We start from the raw sequence: 15,836 nt of genomic DNA on the forward strand, positions 1-15,836 counted from the left end.
CGATGGTCGGCCCGTCACCATCTCGACCATCCTCCAACGCGTCCAGAGCCGTCAGGAAGCGGTCGAAAACGCTCAGGATGATGACGCTCAAGAAGGCCATCGCTCGCCTCCCTTCGCCCGCTCCAGTCTTTTTGAAGACTCGACAATATACCGCGAACTGTGGTTGGCGTTACTTCACTCCACAGACACCAATCGTCATGGACTTCGTGGTTCGACGCTGCGCCGCCTTGTCGAAAGAGTGCCCGCTTGCCGCCCGACCGGCAAGCGCGGATGCCGGGCGCAATGTTGGCGATGCACATTCTTGCCTGCACGCCCAACTACGCGCCCCCCACAGACCATCGGTCCGGCAGAACACCGGCGACCATATGCCGGCAAGGACGGGCACTGACCGTTACCAGCAAACGATCGCACGCGCCTGTGCTTTGCGTGCGTGCTGGCCCGCCCCTGCCCCGCACCGACCACCAGCCGCCGGACCGGCGTGAGACAGTCATCTAAAATCACTATAGGATTCATATAGTGAAACCGTTACCATGCCGGCCGGGGCTGAACGGGGTCAGTTTGTCTGGGGGTAAGACATGGTCGCCGGTACTGAATTACTGAATGCAGTATTCGATATTTTCCGTGCCGATCAACGGGACACCGATCAGAATATCTGGTGTCAATATTATTTCGGAACGGACGCCGCCGCCGATGGCGGAGCGAACCGAAATATGTCGGAAAAGACGCGCCACTTGCAAGAGATACTGAAGGGGTCGGCAACGCAACGGCGATCCTGCTGAGCCTGCTGAGCCTGCTTTCGATGTGCCGCGCCATGCATGCGGGGTAATGCCAAGGGGCGTCGAGACGGCTGCTCGACCGCGCAGGATACCGAGTATCGGCTGGCTAACACGGATCCGTGCCGAATATCGACACACGCACGCGACGAGTAGGCTGGCGAGCAAAGCCGGCTTCTGCCGTCGCCGCTAACGCGGCGTGAACAAATCGCCACTACGGAACGGGCTACGTTCCCATCTTCACAGGTCGGGCGAAAAGGGGATATGTCCGTGCAAGCCGCAACACCAACGACACGATTACACGGTCTCGACGGACTGCGTGGCGTAATGTGCCTCGGCATCGCCTTGTATCACTATCTCCCCTATTATTTTACCAAGGGCGATCTGCCCTATGACGTCTCGCGTTATTTCGCCTGTTTCACCGATATATTCTTCGTGTTCGGCGGATTCTTCGTCGGCAACGTGGTCGATCGCAAAACCTATGGTCCGCAGCTGTATCGCCAGTTCATCGTCGATCGCGTGGCAAGACTATATCCGCTGCATATCGCGACCCTCGGCTTCTATTTCATGCTGGCGGTCGCGCTCGTCTTCGACCTGGTTCACCCGAAGAACCCGGATCGATACGATCTATCGTCCTTCGCCCCGCATCTGACGCTGACCCACAGCTGGGGTCTCGGCGAATTCGCAACGTACAACTATCCGAGTTGGGCGGTCAGCGCGATTTTCGGGTGCTGCCTCGCCCTTCCAGCCCTCAGAATCTTGCGGCGGCTGCCCTCCCTCAATCTCGCGCTGCTGGTAATACTCGCGGCCGCGCTCGCGATATGTTCCTATATCGCCACGCAGTTGGATTCGAGCATCACCGCCATCCAGGAAGAGTCGCTCGGGATCCTCCGCTGCGTCCCGTCCTTTCTGTTCGGCGTTTTGTTGTCGCGCAACCGGGACGTCAGGATTCCAAGGGGCGTTGCGATCGCGACCTTCCTATTGGCGGCCTTCATGCTGTTCGGCCGGGGCGCGGCCGTCCATGGAGTCGAACGGCTGTTGCTGGTCTATATCCTGGTATTTTCGGTCGTCGTCATCGACTCGTCTGGCATCAAGACGCCGCTGCATATGTCTGCGCTGCGCCGTATCGCGAAATACTCATTCGGGATCTACCTGATCCACAGTATCGTCGCGACGATATTGTTTCAGCTTCTGTCGCCGAAGCTGGTCGGTATGCAGAACGTCGCTTTTGGCAACGCACATTCCCTTGGGGCGATGCTGCTGGTCGTCGGCGGTCTGGTCATCACCCTCGCGCTGGCGGTCGGCAGCTCCAGAACGGTGGAACTCTACGGAGCACATGCCGTGCGTGCAGCGCTTGGTCCAAGGAAGGCGACGGTCGCCGCAAGGTCATAGGCGGAGTTCCCGATCGGCTCGCGATCGGTCCCGCTTGCCGACCGGTATCCGCGATACGCACGCCGTCGCTGACGGAACGGCAAGGGCCTTCTTTCCCGTCGCCCTGATGCCTGGGCTGCGCTAGGGGGTTCGGCGTGGCGACGCAGGCACTTCAGCAACGGTTCTCCGCGCAAAGCCCGCCGCCGCTGTCGCGTCGGCTGACGACGCTGGCGCTGGTCGTGGCGATTCATGCGCTGATCCTGTGGCTGCTGCTGCGCATCGCCCCGACGCTGATGTCGCCGCCGCCGGGCGAGAAATCGCCGTTGGTCGTCGACATGCTGCCCGCCGACCGGGTAGCCCCCGCCGCCGCCCCGGCCAAGCAGGTCCAGCGCAAGGCCGCTGCGGGAAGTGCCGCGACCGCCAAGCCGACCGCCACCGTAACCCCGCCGCCCGAGGTTCCACCCCCGCCCGTCCCTGCCGAGCGACCGTCCGACGTCTGGTCGAAGGTCATTCCCATGACCGGTCGCGAATTCGCACGCGCCGCGATCACGCCCGGCACGCGCGGGACCGAAGGGGTCGGTACCGGCAGCACGACCGGCGACAGCGGCGATGGCGATGCGGAGGCCGATGCCGGTGGTGGCAGTGGTGGCGGCGAGCGACTCTACGCCGCCGACTGGTATCGCCGCCCGACCCATGCCGAGCTGTCGACCTATCTGCCGCGCAACGCGCCGCCCGGCTGGGGCGAGGTCGCGTGCCGCACGATCCCGAACAACCAGGTGACCGATTGCCGCGAGATCGGCCAGTCGGCAAGCGGGTCGGGCTTGGCGCGCGCGGTGCGACAGGCGGCGTGGCAGTTCCGCATTTTGCCGCCGCGCGTCGGTGGTCGGCCGTTGGTAGGCAGTTGGGTCCGGATCCGCATCACCTATACCGATGCCGGTGCGGCGGTGGAGTGACGCCCTCGATCCTGCCGTTCTTCCGGCACGGGCTGAAACCGAAGGAAACGAGCGGCTTCGATCGAGCCGCGAACACCCGACACAATATACTCCGGCCTTCGCCGGAATGACGATGGGAGCCGGATGCGGCGCCTGTCCTTGCCCTCCCCGCCCCCAGCGGCTAGTCGGCAGGCGTTTATCCCCCTCGCATCGCAGGTCGCTTCGCATGTCCGCATTGTTCCGCATCACCCTCCCCGACGGTGCCGTCCGTGAGGTGACGCCGGGCACTACCCCAGCCGACATCGCCGCCGCGATCTCGCCGGGTCTGCGCAAGGCCGCGATCGCCGCGCGGGTCGACGGGCAGGTGCGCGACCTGAACCGCCCGTTCGACGGCGACGCGTCGCTGGCGCTGGTGACGGCGAAGGACGAGGCGGACGCGCTCGAACTCCATCGGCACGACTTCGCGCATGTCATGGCGGAGGCGGTGCAGACGCTGTACCCGGGCACGCAGATCACCTTCGGCCCCGCGACCGAGGACGGCTTCTATTACGACTTCGCACCCGCGCCGGGTCGCGGCATGTTCACCGACGAGGACCTGCCGCTGATCGAGGCGGAGATGCGCAAGATCATCGCCCGCGGCGAAAAGTTCGAGCGCGAGGTCGTCACGCGCCAGCAGCTGATCGATCGCTGGACCGCACAGGGCGAGACGTTCAAGGCCGAATGGGCCGCCGAACTGCCCGAAGGCGAGGAACTGACCATCTATCGGCAAGGCGCGTGGCTCGACATGTGTCGCGGGCCGCACCTCGAATCGACTGCCAAGCTCGACCCGGCGGCATTCAAGCTGACCCGCGTGTCGGGCGCCTATTGGCGCGGCGACCAGAAGAACGCGATGCTCAGCCGCATCTACGGCACCGGCTGGCTGTCGAAGAAGCAGCTCGACGCGCATCTCACCCGGCTGGAGGAAGCCGCCAAGCGCGACCATCGCAAGCTGGGCGCCGAGATGGACCTGTTCCACCTCCAGTCCGAGGCGCAGGGGTCGGTCTTCTGGCACCCCAAGGGCTATATGATGTGGCGGCAGCTGGAGGCGTATATGCGCCGCCGTCTCGACGCGCACGACTATCAGGAAGTGAAGACGCCGCAGTTGATGGACGCGCGGCAATGGGAACAGTCGGGCCATTGGGGCAAGTATCGCGAGAATATGTTCGTGGTGCCCGACGAAATCCCCAATACCGAGGATGAGGGCGCGATCGTCAGCGCCGATGCCGACATGATGGCGTTGAAGCCGATGAACTGCCCGGCGCACGTCCTGATCTTCCGCCAGGGGATCAAGTCGTACCGCGACCTGCCGATTCGCATGGCCGAATTCGGCTGTTGCCACCGCAACGAACCGCATGGCGCGCTGCACGGCATCATGCGCGTGCGCCAGTTCACCCAGGACGATGCGCATATCTTCTGCCGCGAGGATCAGTTGATCGAGGAAGTCCGCGACTTCTGCGAACTGCTCGACTCGGTCTATCAGGATCTGGGCTTCACCGACTATGCGGTGAAGCTGGCGCTGCGTCCCGAGAAGCGCTTCGGCAGCGAAGAAATGTGGGACAAGGCCGAGGCGGAACTGCGCGAGGCGGTGCTGTCGTCGAACCTGTCGGACGACATCAAGGCGAAGTTCGAGGAACTGCCCGGCGAAGGCGCCTTCTACGCCCCCAAGCTGGAGTTCCACCTGACCGACGCGATCGGGCGGACATGGCAGGTCGGCACGATCCAGTCGGACCGGGTGCTGCCCGAACGACTCGACGCGACCTATGTCGGCGAGGACGGCAACCGCCACCGCCCGGTGATGCTCCACCGCGCGATCCTCGGCACGTTCGAACGCTTCCTCGGCATCCTGATCGAACATCATGCGGGCCGCATGCCAATGTGGCTGTCGCCGGTACAGGCGGTGGTCGCGACGATCGTGTCCGACGCCGACGACTATGCCAACGAGGTCGCAGCGGCGCTGAAGGCGGCCGGCATCCGCGTCGAAACCGATCTGCGCAACGAGAAGATCAACTATAAGGTGCGCGAACATTCGCTGGCCAAGGTCCCGGCGCTGGTCGTCGTCGGCAAGCGCGAGGCGGAGGAGCGTACCGTCGCGCTGCGCCGGCTGGGCAGCCAGGGGCAGTCGGTCATCGCCCTCGACGAACTGGTCGCGATGCTGTCGAACGAAGCGCTGGCACCCGATCTTGCGCGGAACCTTTCGTAATCGCGCAGAATTGACTATATAGGACTTTCGAACACTGAAGGAGCAGTACCTATCCGTCCGCCCATGATGCGTCGCCCCAATGCGCCGCCGCCGATGAACGGCCCCCGATTCAACGAGTTCATCCAGTCGCCGAAGGTCCGCGTGATCGACCATGAGGGCGAGAATCTGGGTGTGATGTACACGCGCGAAGCGATCGCGCAGGCGGCCGAGGTCGGGCTCGATCTGGTCGAGGTGTCGCCGAACGCCGATCCGCCCGTCGCAAAGTTCCTCGACGTGGGCAAGTTCAAGTACGAGGCGCAGAAAAAGGCGAACCTCGCCCGCAAGACCCAGAAGACGCAGGAGATCAAGGAGATCAAAATGCGTCCTAACATCGACGATCATGATTATGATACGAAGATGAAGAAGGTCGAGGAATTCATCACCGAGGGCGACAAGGTCAAGGTGACGATGCGCTTCCGCGGTCGCGAACTGAGCCATGGTCAGCTCGGCATGGCGGTGTTACAGCGCGTCGCCGAAGCGACCCAGGAAATCGCCAAGGTCGAAGCCTATCCGCGCATGGAAGGCCGGCAGATGCTGATGGTGCTGGCACCGAAGTAAGCGCCTGCTCGTCGGGTTTGCGACGTCGAAAAGCCGCCATGTTCCAACGGGAACGTGGCGGCTTTTCGGTAGGTAATGCAGCCTGTCAGAACGGTAACGGTGCAAGGTCGGGTTCGACCCACTCGCGGCGCGCAGACACACTGAACACCGACTCCCGGCTCCAATAGGCCAGTAGCCAGTCGGGTTGGCCAAGCTCCGAAGCCATCAATCCCGACAAAACGACCGCAAGCGGGGCTTCTGCCGGATGCCGGTCGAGATGGTCCGCCGCCGCGCGCATCGACGCCAGCGTGATCGTGTGGTGATAGCCGCCGCTATCGGTATTGGCCGTATGCGTCGCTTCGTTATAGCACGAGATCAGCGACCGGATCGCCTCCGCGCCGGTAAGATCCGGTCGGTGCCGGCGCAGCCAAAGCGCCGCTGCAAAATGGCCTGCATGAGTCCAGTCGCGCTTGGGCAGACTGCGATCGATCATGCCCAGCGCAATCCGTTCGATTTCAGAATCGTCGAGAAACATGCCTTTGGTCCGTGGGTCAGGCCCAACCAGCATAAAAAACCCCGCCGGTCGGGCGGGGTGGTCAACGTCACAGTTCGGAATAGCTGGTCAGCAATCCCTCGAACCGAGCGCGCGCACAAACACCGCCGTCGAATTGCGGCATTGTTGTTGCAGACGGGCGAACGAACGGTTCATTCGGTTTCGTAACAGTCAGGCGGCGTCGGCTCAAGCCGCTTAATCGCCGCCGCCGCCCCCGCCGTCACAGCCGCCACCGTCGCTACCGCAGTCACCGGACGAACCGCCGCCATCGAACCATCCGAAGAAACCGTCTCCGCCCCCGTCATCCACCCCGGCTCGGCGGGCTTTGCGACGGTTGGATGCTGCCGCGACAAGGGCGATCAGCAGAACGGCGATGGCCAGAACGGCCAGCAGGATCAGGTCCATGACCCGATCCTGCCTCAATCCATACTGAACCGCAAGGGATTAGGCGAACACCCCGAAATCCTTGCCCGCCGCCGCATCCAGCATCCGCCGTTCGAGCGATTTCAGGCGCAATTGCCCGGTGATTCGGTCGCCGGTCAGGTCGGTGACATAGAAGGTATCGACCGCCCGCTCGCCATAGGTGGCGACATGGGCGGAGTGGAGCGTGACCTTCGACTGGAACAGCGCCTGTGCCAGATGATGCAGCAGCGCCGGCCGATCGCGGGCATTGACCTCGATCACGGTGAAGCGGTTCGATGCGGCATTGTCGATCAGCACGTTCGGCTCGATCGGGAAGGCTTCGGCACGGACGCGCGACAGCGGTTTGGCGGCGAGCCGGTCGTTCAGCTTCATGCGATTGGCCAGCGCATCGGCGATCGCCGTCTTCAGCCGTTGCAACTGCCCGGCTTCGTCGAACGGACCACCCAGCGGATTCTGGACGAGGAAATTGTCGAGCGCCATGCCGGTGCGCGTGGTGTGGATGCGCGCATCGATGATGTTGCCGCCCGCCGCATGGATCGCGCCGGCGATGCGATAGAACAGCCCGGGATGGTCGGCGGCATGGACCGTGACCAGCGTCGCGCCGCGATCCTCGTCGACGCTGGTCTCGATCGTCAGTCGCGCATCGCCCGACTGATCGACCATCCGCGCATTGGCGGCGATCACGTCGTCCGGCTCGGCGATCCAATAGGCGGGCGGCAGGTGCCGGACATAGGCGGCCAGCGTATCCTTGTCCCAGCCGAGCGTCTGCCGCAGCCGTTCCTGCTTCTCGGCGATGCGTTCGTCACGACCGCGCTGCTTGTGGCCGAGGCGCAGCACTTCCTCGGCGGTTTCGAACAATGTGGTCAGCAATTGCCGCTTCCACCCGTTCCACGTGCCGGGACCGACCGCGCGGATATCGACGACGGTGAGGACCAGCAGCATGCGTAGCCGCTGCGGCGACTGCACGATGCCGGTGAAGTCGAGGATCGTCTTGAAATCGCTGAGGTCGCGCTTGAACGCCGTCGCCGACATCAACAGGTGGTAGCGGACCAGCCACGCCACCGTCTCGGTCTCGGCCGGGGTGAGGCCTAGGCGCGGGCACAGCCGTTCGGCGACTTCGGCACCGAGGATCGAATGGTCGCCGCCGCGCCCCTTGGCGATGTCGTGGCACAGCACCGCAACGAACAGCGCGCGCCGCTGGACGATGCCGCCGAACAGGGCGGTGGCGAGCGGATGCTCCTCGCGACAGATGCCGCGTTCGACCTGCGACAACAGGCCGATCATGCGGATGGTGTGCTCGTCGACCGTATAGTGATGGTACATGTCGAACTGCATCTGCGCGACGATGCGGCCGAAATCAGGAATGAAGCGGCCGAACACGCCGCATTCGTTCATCCAGCGCAGCACCAGTTCGGGATCGCGCGGCGAGGTCAGCACGTCGAGGAACAGCTGGTTGGCGCGCGGGTGCGAACGGACCTGCGCCGCCATCCGCGCATCGCGCGACGCGGCGCGCATCGCCAGCGGGTGGATTTCGAGGCCGTGCAGGTCGGCCAGCGCAAAGATTTCGATCAGCCGCACCGGGTCTTGGGCGAAGAAATCGTCCTTGGGCAGCGCCAGCCGCCCGCGGTCGAGCACGAAGCCGTTCAACCGCCCCGGTCGCCGCCGCAACCGCGGGAAGCCGAAGCGGCTGCCGCGCGCGGCATAGGTTTCGTCGAGATGGCTGAGAAACATGCCGGTCAGGTCGCCGACCCGCTTCGCCTGCAGGAAATAATATTGCATGAAGCGTTCGACGCGCGACTTGCCGACCCGGTCGCTATAGCGCATCCGCGTCGCGATCTCGGTCTGCACGTCGAAGGTCAGCCGTTCCTCGGCCCGGCCGGTGATGAGGTGGAGGTGACAACGCACCGCCCACAGGAAATCCTCGGCCCGGTTGAACTTGCGCAATTCGGGCGCGCTGAGTAGCCCGACGCGGACCAGATCGGCGGCGCGGCGGACATTATAGGCGTATTTGCCGATCCAGAAGAGGGCATGCAGGTCGCGCAAGCCCCCCTTCCCCTCCTTCACATTCGGTTCGACGACATAGCGGGTATCGCCCATCCGCTTGTGCCGCGCGTCGCGCTCGGCCAGCTTTTCGGCGATGAAGGTGCGCGCGGTCCCGTCCTGCACCTCGTTCTTGAAGCGCTGTGCCGCCTCGCCATAGAGCGCGGTATCGCCCCAGACATAGCGCGCCTCGACCAGCGCGGTGCGAGTGGTGACATCGCCCTTCGCCTGCCGCACCATTTCGTCGAGCGAGCGCGACGAATGGCCGACCTTCAGCCCGAGATCCCATAGCGCATAAAGGATCGATTCGATGACCTGTTCGGACCAGGCGGTCTGCTTCCACGGGGTCAGCACGCCGATATCGACGTCCGAATGCGGCGCCATCTCCCCCCGGCCATAGCCGCCGACCGCGATCAGCGTCATCCGCTCGGCCGCGGTCGGATTGGGGTTCGGGTGGACGTGATCGACGATGAAACCGGTCAGCGCGACGAGGATCGCATCGGTCAGATAGGCATAGGCCGCCGCCGTCTCCAGCCCATGGCTGGGACGGGCGCGCAGCCGGCGTTCGATCTCGGTCCGGCCGCGCGCCATCGCATCGCGCAGCACCGCGGTCGCGGCGCGGCGCAATGCCGTGCCGTCCTGATCGCCGGTGGTGAGTGCCGCGAGCGAAGCCGCCAGCGCCGCCGGCTCGACGATCGCCTCCGGATGGACGATCCGTTCGAACCGGGGCGGCGTGGCCAGGTCGGGCCGGACCGTCTCGTTCAGGCGCCGCCCTCCGGCGCCTTGGCCACGCCGACCAGCGCCGGACGCAACAGCCGGTCGCGGATCATATAGCCGGTCTGGATTTCCTGCACGACGGTGCCCGGCGCGGCGTCGTTCGACGGCACCTCGAACATCGCCTGATGCTTGTTGGGGTCGAGCGTCTCGCCGACCGACACCATCTTGGTGATGCCATGACGGCCGAACACGCTTTCCAGCTCGCGCCCGGTCGCTTCGAGGCCGGTGATCAGCCCCTTCAGCCGGTCGTCGCCGCGCAAATCCTCGGGGATCGCCGACAGCGCGCGCGACAGATTATCGGCCACCGACAGGATGTCGCGTGAGAAGGCGGTCGCGGCATAGGCGCGGGCGTCGGCCACCTCCTTTTCGGCGCGGCGGCGCACATTCTGCAGATCGGCGCGGGCATAGAGGGTTTCGGCCTGCGAGTCGGCCAGCTTGGCTTCGAGTTCGGCGAGGCGATCCGCTTCGGCGACTTCGGGCGCGGCCTCGGCGGTGGCTTCGCGCAGGTCGTTCGTATCGTCGTTGGCGGGAGTGTCGTTCATTCGGGTCTCTTCTTGTCCTGTCAGCCCAGCAGCCGCGTCAGCGTCGCGGCAGTGAAATCCACCATGGGCACGACGCGCGCATAGTTCAACCGGACCGGCCCGATCACGCCGACCACGCCGACCACGCGCCCGTCCAGCGCGCGGACCGGCTTGGCGATGACCGACGATCCGGTCAATGCGAACAATTTGTTTTCGGAGCCAATAAAGATGCGCGCGGCATCGCCGTCCTGTGCCGATTCGAGCAGCCGGGCGATCTCTTCCTTGCCCTCCAGTTCGTCGAGCAGCTGTCGTACGCGGTCGAGGTCGTGGGCGGCGGCGGGGTCGATCAGCCGCGCCTGACCGCGTACGATCAGCACCGGGCGCTGCCCGCCATCCTCGCTCCACATCGCCAGCCCCGCCTCGACCAGCGCGCGCGCGGTCGCGTCGAGTTCGGCACGTTCCCGCCCGATTTCGCGCAGGATCCGGGCACGTGCTTCGGGGAGCGTCAGGCCGGACAGCCGCGCCGTCAGGTAATTGCCCGCCTCGACCAGCGCAGCGACGCTGGTCCCGGCCGCGATATCGAGCACGCGATTCTCGACCGATCCGTCCGCCCCGACCAGCACCGCCAGCGCGCGAGTGCCCGACAGCGGCACGAACGACAATTGTCTCAGCACCGGCTCGCGCTTGGGCACCAGCACGACGCCCGCACTGGCCGAGAGGCCCGACAGCGCGGCGGCGGTCCCGGCGAGCGCTTCCTCGACCGGACCGGCGGTATCCGCCTGCGCCTCGATCGTCGCGCGCTCCTGTGCCGATGGCTCCATCGCGTGCATCATGCCGTCGACGAACAGCCTGAGGCCGGTTTCGGTCGGCATCCGCCCGGCGCTGACATGCGGCGCGGCGAGCAGCCCGGCCTCCTCCAAATCCTGCATCACCCCGCGGATCGACGCGGGCGAGAGGTTCAGGCCCGACAATTGCGCGATAGTGCGCGAACCGACCGGCGCGCCGGTGGCGAGATAGCTGTCGACCACGATCCGGAACACGTCGCGGGCGCGGTCGGTCAGTTCGTGGATCGGTTGGGCCATGCGTGGGCATGTAGGGCGGTTGCCGCTTGTGGGAAAGCCAATCCTCCCCACCCCGTGGGGAGGGGGACCGCCGCGAAGCGGTGGTGGAAGGGGTTCGCCGCGCAACGCCGCCGTTCCGTATGCCGCGCTCCCCCTCCACCAGCTTCGCTGGTCCCCCTCCCCGTACCGGGGAGGATCTAAGGCGTCTCGATAAACTGGCGGATCGGCAGTTCGTTCGGCGCCGCGCGCAGCGCTTCGTTCATCCGCTGATCGCGCATCCGGCAGCCATAATAGAAGGACAGATGCTGCGCCGCGCCCGACAATTCATTCCATCGGACATCGACCGACGGCATGTCGGTCGGCGCATTGTCGCATCCCGGCTGACCCGGCTGCACCAGCCGCTCGCCCTGCGGCCGGTAGGGCTGTAGTTTCGCGGCGAAGGCGCGATACTGCGCCGGCGTCGCCTTGAAATCGCGGGTGCCGACGACCTTGGTAAAGCGCCGCCCCTCGAACACGCCCGTGCCGTCGGGCTGGATCGTCACCCGGTACACCGGACAGGTGCCGAAACAGGGCGAGGTTTCATAGCTGATCGTCTCACGCTCGATCGCGACCGGCGCGGTTTCGGTGGTCGTGTTGCCGACCGCCATCACGCAGCCGCCCAGTATCGGCAGCAAACCCAAGGCGATGATCTTCATGACGTCGCTCCCTGTTGCGGACCCGTCGTTTCGGACCCGTCATCATGGGCGTACCGCGCGGCGACTGGCGCGGCGATGAACGGGCGGCTAGGGCTTGGCAAATTTCAGGAGAATCCCATGCGCCCATCCGGCCGCACCCCCGACGAAATGCGCCCCATCACGATCGAGACGAACTTCACTCGCCATGCCGAGGGTTCGTGCCTGATCGGCTTCGGCGATACCAAGGTGCTGGTGACCGCCTCGCTCGAGGAGCGGCTGCCGCCATGGTTGCGCGGCAAGGGTGAAGGCTGGGTGACGGCCGAGTACGGCATGCTGCCCCGCGCCACCCATACCCGCGGCAACCGGGAAGCGGCGAAGGGCAAGCAGTCGGGCCGGACGCAGGAAATCCAGCGGCTGATCGGCCGGTCGCTGCGCGCCGTGGTCGACCTGAAGGCGCTGGGCGAGCGGCAGATCACGCTCGATTGCGACGTGATCCAGGCCGATGGCGGCACCCGCACCGCGTCGATCTCGGGCGCATGGGTGGCGCTGCGCCTCGCGGTCGACGGGCTGATGCGTGAGGGCAAGCTGGAGGTCGATCCGATCAGCCGGCAGGTCGCGGCGGTCAGCTGCGGCATCCATCAGGGCACACCGGTGCTCGACCTGGACTATATCGAGGATTCGGCGGCCGATGCCGACGCCAATTTCGTGCTGACCAGCGACAACAATATCGCCGAGGTGCAGGCGACCGCCGAGGGTGCCTGTTATGACGAAGAGGCGCTGCTGCGCCTGCTGCGCCTCGCCCGCATCGGCTGCGGCCGCATCTTCGCCGAACAGCTGCGGGCAACCGGGCGATGAGCGGCGAGGGCAAGGAACCACAGGCGATCCGCAAGCTCACCCCGGGCAAGCTGGTCATCGCCAGCCACAATCCCGGCAAGATCCGCGAGATCGCCGCGCTGCTCGGGCCCTATGGCGTCACCCCGATCTCGGCAGGCGAACTCGACCTGCCCGAACCGGAAGAGACCGGCACGACCTTTGTCGCCAATGCCGAACTGAAGGCGTTGCAGGCGGCCGACCTGTCGGGGCTGCCGGCGCTGGCCGATGACAGCGGGCTGTGCGTCGAGGCGCTGAACGGCGATCCGGGCATCTTCTCGGCGCGCTGGGCGGGGCCGTCCAAGGATTTCGACGCGGCGATGCGGCTGGTCGAGGAACGGATGCAGGCGACCGGCCCCGACCATAGCCGCGCGGCGCATTTCGTGTGCGCGCTGGCGCTGGCATGGCCCGATGGGCATGTCGAATGGTTTGAGGGCCGCGTCGACGGGCAACTGGTATGGCCGCCGCGTGGGGACCTTGGCTTCGGCTATGACCCGATGTTCGTCCAGGACGGGATGGACCGGAGCTATGGCGAGATCGATCCCGACCACAAGCATGCGATCAGCCACCGCGCCGATGCGTTCGCGCAATTGGTGAAGGCGGTGTTCTGAACCATTTTATCACATGGAAAGCCGTTCGTGCTGAGTAGGGGCTGAGCTTGTCGAAGACCCGTATCGAAACACTCTTCTGAAGCACGAACGGTTTGGCATCGGGTCGGGCGTACCAAGCGGAACGCCCACCCAACCCTGCGCATTGGACGCCCCGAAAGGAATTCCGATGCCCGATGCGATCACCGAAACCCGCCACCGCGAGATCGCGGTCGAGCATCTCCTGTTCTGGACGATGCGCTATGTCGAGGAACAGCATCCAGGCCTGCTCGACTCGCTGGAAGCCAGCCTCGACAAGCTCGGCGATCCGAGCCAGGGCGGCGAGAAGGACGACCATGCCGTCCGCCACATCGCCGCCAAGATGATCGCCGGTGCGCGGGGGTAGGGTCGCGGCCTCGGATGCCGTAACCCTACGCCGGCGAAACCGCTGCTAAACCCCCGTTTCCGTACCCCGGCGAAGGCCGGGGCCCAGTCGGGGGACGTCGGCGAGAGGCGAGAAGCTTTCCCAACTGGACCCCGGCCTCCGCCGGGGTACGAAATTTTCCGGTTAAGCGCACGACTTTTGCGAAGGTCGCGTAAGGCTGCAATGCAGAGGTGCAAACGCAGCGCGACTTCGCCAGCTTCTTATTCGCCGCCCCGACCCGACCTTCAGAACGCCCGCTGCCCCGCGACATTCCCCGCCGGGACATAGCGACACACCACGAAATCGTCGCGCGCATTGCCCGCCTCGGCACAACCGAAGCGTTGCGTCGTGCGCCACATGATCTGGGTATAATGGGCGACATCGCCGAACTTGCCTGTGCGCGACACGGCGGGCAGGACGCCCGGCACATAGTCGCGCTTCTCCGCGACCCAATGGCCGACCATTTCGTCGTAGCGATACGCGCCACGCGTGCCGGTCCACAGATTCTCGCCCTGTTCAGGCACCCCGCGCGGTTGCCCCGAATGTTCGAACCGACCGGTCGTCGCCAGCGTATCGGCATAGGTCTTCGCATCGCGTGCCAGCGCCGAATCCCAGGCGAGCGGCGGCAGTCCCGCCTCGCCGCGCGCGGCACGGTGGCCGGCTTCCATCGCCTGTCGCAGCAGTGCCACCCCGCGCGGCGCCGGCCCTTCGAACGTGCGCGGTTCGACGATGCGTTCGGGACCGGCCTCGACGCCCGGTGAACAGGCGGCCAGCAGCAAAAGCGGCGCCAATATTTGTATCGATCGCATCGCGCCCATATGGGACGGCGATGGCGCCCGACCAACCTCCCCCCCTTGCGCTCTACGTCCACTGGCCGTTCTGCGTGTCGAAATGCCCCTATTGCGACTTCAACAGCCATGTCCGCGACGCGGTCGATCAGGCGGCGTGGTTGCAGGCGCTCCTCGCCGATCTGACGCATGAGGCGGCGGCACTGCCGGGGCGGCGGCTGGCGTCGATCTTCTTCGGCGGGGGCACCCCGTCGCTGATGCCCCCCGCGACGGTTGCCGCGATCATCGATGCCGCGTGCCGCGCATGGCCGCCGAGCGACGATATCGAGATCACGCTGGAGGCGAACCCGTCCTCGGTCGAGGCGGCACGCTTCGCCGATATCGCCGCCGCCGGGGTCAACCGGGTGTCGCTGGGCGTACAGGCGTTGCATGACGACGCCCTCGCCTTCCTCGAACGCGCGCATGGCGTGGAGGAGGCACTGGCCGCGCTCGGCGTGGCGCAGCGGCATTTCGCGCGGGTCAGCTTCGACCTGATCTATGCCCGGCCCGCCCAGTCGCTGGCGGCATGGGAAGCCGAACTCGCCCGCGCGCTGTCGTTCGGGACCGAGCATCTGTCACTCTATCAACTGACCATCGAACCCGGCACGCGCTTCGCGACGCTGGCGGCCAAGGGGGCGCTGACGCTGCCCGATCCCGACCTTGCCGCCGACCTGTTCGAGGTGACGCAGGCGATGACGTCGGCCGCCGGCCTGCCGCTGTACGAGGTGTCGAACCATGCCCGGCCGGGCGCGGAAAGCCGCCACAACCTGACCTATTGGCGCTATCGCGACTATGCCGGCATTGGCCCTGGCGCGCATGGCCGGCGCGAGGGGCTGGCGACCGTCCGGCGCAAGAAGCCGGAGAACTGGATCGCGGCGGTGGAGCGCAACGGCCATGGCATCGAACGCGAGGACGCGCTGACCCCCGACGAACGCGTGACCGAGGCGCTGGTGATGGGCCTCAGGATGCGCGAGGGCATCGACCTTGCCCGTGTCGCGGCGCTGGGCGACCGGCCGATCGATGCGGTGGTGCGGACCGATGCCGTGGCGCTGCTCGCGCGGCAGGGGCTGGTGGCGCGTGATGGCGATCGGCTCGCGCTGACACCCGCCGGCTTTCCGGTGCTCGACGCGGTGCTGCGCGAGATCGCGCTATAGGCTTGCCCCGCCCCCGGCGACTGCGCACAACCGC

Annotated in this window: 16 protein-coding genes; 9 read left to right on the plus strand and 7 right to left on the minus strand. The window is 65.9% G+C overall.

Features of this window, described 5'->3' with window-relative positions; translation table 11 throughout:
• The first annotated feature begins 575 nt into the window (after window positions 1-575).
• The 5 genes from MF607_RS13885 (at window position 576) to infC (ending at window position 5,912) form a co-directional block, all read left to right on the plus strand.
• A complete protein-coding gene (locus MF607_RS13885) occupies window positions 576-779 on the plus strand; it encodes a hypothetical protein (RefSeq protein WP_242119800.1) in 204 nt (67 codons plus the stop codon).
• A gap of 258 nt (window positions 780-1,037) precedes the next feature.
• Window positions 1,038-2,165: an acyltransferase family protein gene (locus MF607_RS13890; RefSeq protein WP_242119802.1), complete on the plus strand. Its 1,128-nt coding sequence runs from the start codon at window positions 1,038-1,040 to the stop codon at window positions 2,163-2,165.
• A gap of 134 nt (window positions 2,166-2,299) precedes the next feature.
• Window positions 2,300-3,097: a hypothetical protein gene (locus MF607_RS13895; RefSeq protein WP_242119804.1), complete on the plus strand. Its 798-nt coding sequence runs from the start codon at window positions 2,300-2,302 to the stop codon at window positions 3,095-3,097.
• A 205-nt stretch (window positions 3,098-3,302) separates the two neighbouring features.
• On the plus strand, window positions 3,303-5,315 hold the full coding sequence (gene thrS, locus MF607_RS13900) for a threonine--tRNA ligase (protein WP_242119807.1): 2,013 nt from the start codon (window positions 3,303-3,305) through the stop codon (window positions 5,313-5,315).
• A 63-nt stretch (window positions 5,316-5,378) separates the two neighbouring features.
• A complete protein-coding gene (gene infC / locus MF607_RS13905; protein WP_242119809.1) occupies window positions 5,379-5,912 on the plus strand; it encodes a translation initiation factor IF-3 in 534 nt (177 codons plus the stop codon).
• An 85-nt stretch (window positions 5,913-5,997) separates the two neighbouring features.
• Here the strand turns inward: infC and MF607_RS13910 are convergent, their stop codons facing one another.
• From MF607_RS13910 to MF607_RS13935, 6 genes are all read right to left on the minus strand, one after another.
• Window positions 5,998-6,426 (minus strand): hypothetical protein, encoded by a 429-nt coding sequence (locus tag MF607_RS13910; RefSeq protein ID WP_242119811.1) that lies wholly within the window; start codon window positions 6,424-6,426, stop codon window positions 5,998-6,000.
• A gap of 213 nt (window positions 6,427-6,639) precedes the next feature.
• Window positions 6,640-6,849 carry a hypothetical protein gene (locus tag MF607_RS13915; RefSeq protein ID WP_242119813.1) on the minus strand — a complete coding sequence of 70 codons (210 nt, stop codon included), beginning with the start codon at window positions 6,847-6,849 and terminating at the stop codon, window positions 6,640-6,642.
• A 39-nt stretch (window positions 6,850-6,888) separates the two neighbouring features.
• Window positions 6,889-9,585 (minus strand): [protein-PII] uridylyltransferase, encoded by a 2,697-nt coding sequence (locus MF607_RS13920; protein ID WP_431311954.1) that lies wholly within the window; start codon window positions 9,583-9,585, stop codon window positions 6,889-6,891.
• A gap of 83 nt (window positions 9,586-9,668) precedes the next feature.
• Window positions 9,669-10,226 carry a nucleotide exchange factor GrpE gene (locus tag MF607_RS13925; RefSeq protein ID WP_242119816.1) on the minus strand — a complete coding sequence of 186 codons (558 nt, stop codon included), beginning with the start codon at window positions 10,224-10,226 and terminating at the stop codon, window positions 9,669-9,671.
• Between the two features lie 20 nt (window positions 10,227-10,246).
• Window positions 10,247-11,287, minus strand: a complete 1,041-nt coding sequence (gene hrcA, locus MF607_RS13930) for a heat-inducible transcriptional repressor HrcA (protein ID WP_242119818.1) — start codon at window positions 11,285-11,287, stop codon at window positions 10,247-10,249.
• A gap of 176 nt (window positions 11,288-11,463) precedes the next feature.
• Entirely contained in the window at window positions 11,464-11,961 is a 498-nt protein-coding gene (locus MF607_RS13935) for a DUF6438 domain-containing protein (RefSeq protein ID WP_242119820.1), read from the minus strand.
• Window positions 11,962-12,078: 117 nt separating this feature from the next.
• On the opposite strand from MF607_RS13935, the gene rph reads away from it, so the two are divergent.
• From rph to MF607_RS13950, 3 genes are all read left to right on the plus strand, one after another.
• Entirely contained in the window at window positions 12,079-12,795 is a 717-nt protein-coding gene (rph, locus tag MF607_RS13940; protein WP_242119822.1) for a ribonuclease PH, read from the plus strand.
• Window positions 12,792-13,421, plus strand: a complete 630-nt coding sequence (gene rdgB / locus MF607_RS13945) for an RdgB/HAM1 family non-canonical purine NTP pyrophosphatase (RefSeq protein ID WP_242119824.1) — start codon at window positions 12,792-12,794, stop codon at window positions 13,419-13,421. The genes rph and rdgB overlap by 4 nt, the downstream gene beginning before the upstream one ends.
• Before the next feature lie 166 nt (window positions 13,422-13,587).
• Window positions 13,588-13,803, plus strand: a complete 216-nt coding sequence (locus tag MF607_RS13950) for a hypothetical protein (protein WP_242119826.1) — start codon at window positions 13,588-13,590, stop codon at window positions 13,801-13,803.
• A gap of 263 nt (window positions 13,804-14,066) precedes the next feature.
• Here the strand turns inward: MF607_RS13950 and MF607_RS13955 are convergent, their stop codons facing one another.
• Complete coding sequence (locus MF607_RS13955) at window positions 14,067-14,612, minus strand: CAP domain-containing protein (protein ID WP_347340888.1); 546 nt, start codon at window positions 14,610-14,612, stop codon at window positions 14,067-14,069.
• Between the two features lie 38 nt (window positions 14,613-14,650).
• On the opposite strand from MF607_RS13955, the gene hemW reads away from it, so the two are divergent.
• Window positions 14,651-15,802, plus strand: coding sequence for a radical SAM family heme chaperone HemW (gene hemW, locus MF607_RS13960; RefSeq protein WP_242119830.1), 1,152 nt, complete (start codon window positions 14,651-14,653; stop codon window positions 15,800-15,802).
• The last annotated feature ends 34 nt before the right edge of the window (window positions 15,803-15,836 follow it).

Origin of the sequence: Sphingomonas lacusdianchii (assembly GCF_022664395.1) — a bacterium.
Taxonomy (GTDB): domain Bacteria; phylum Pseudomonadota; class Alphaproteobacteria; order Sphingomonadales; family Sphingomonadaceae; genus Sphingomonas; species Sphingomonas lacusdianchii.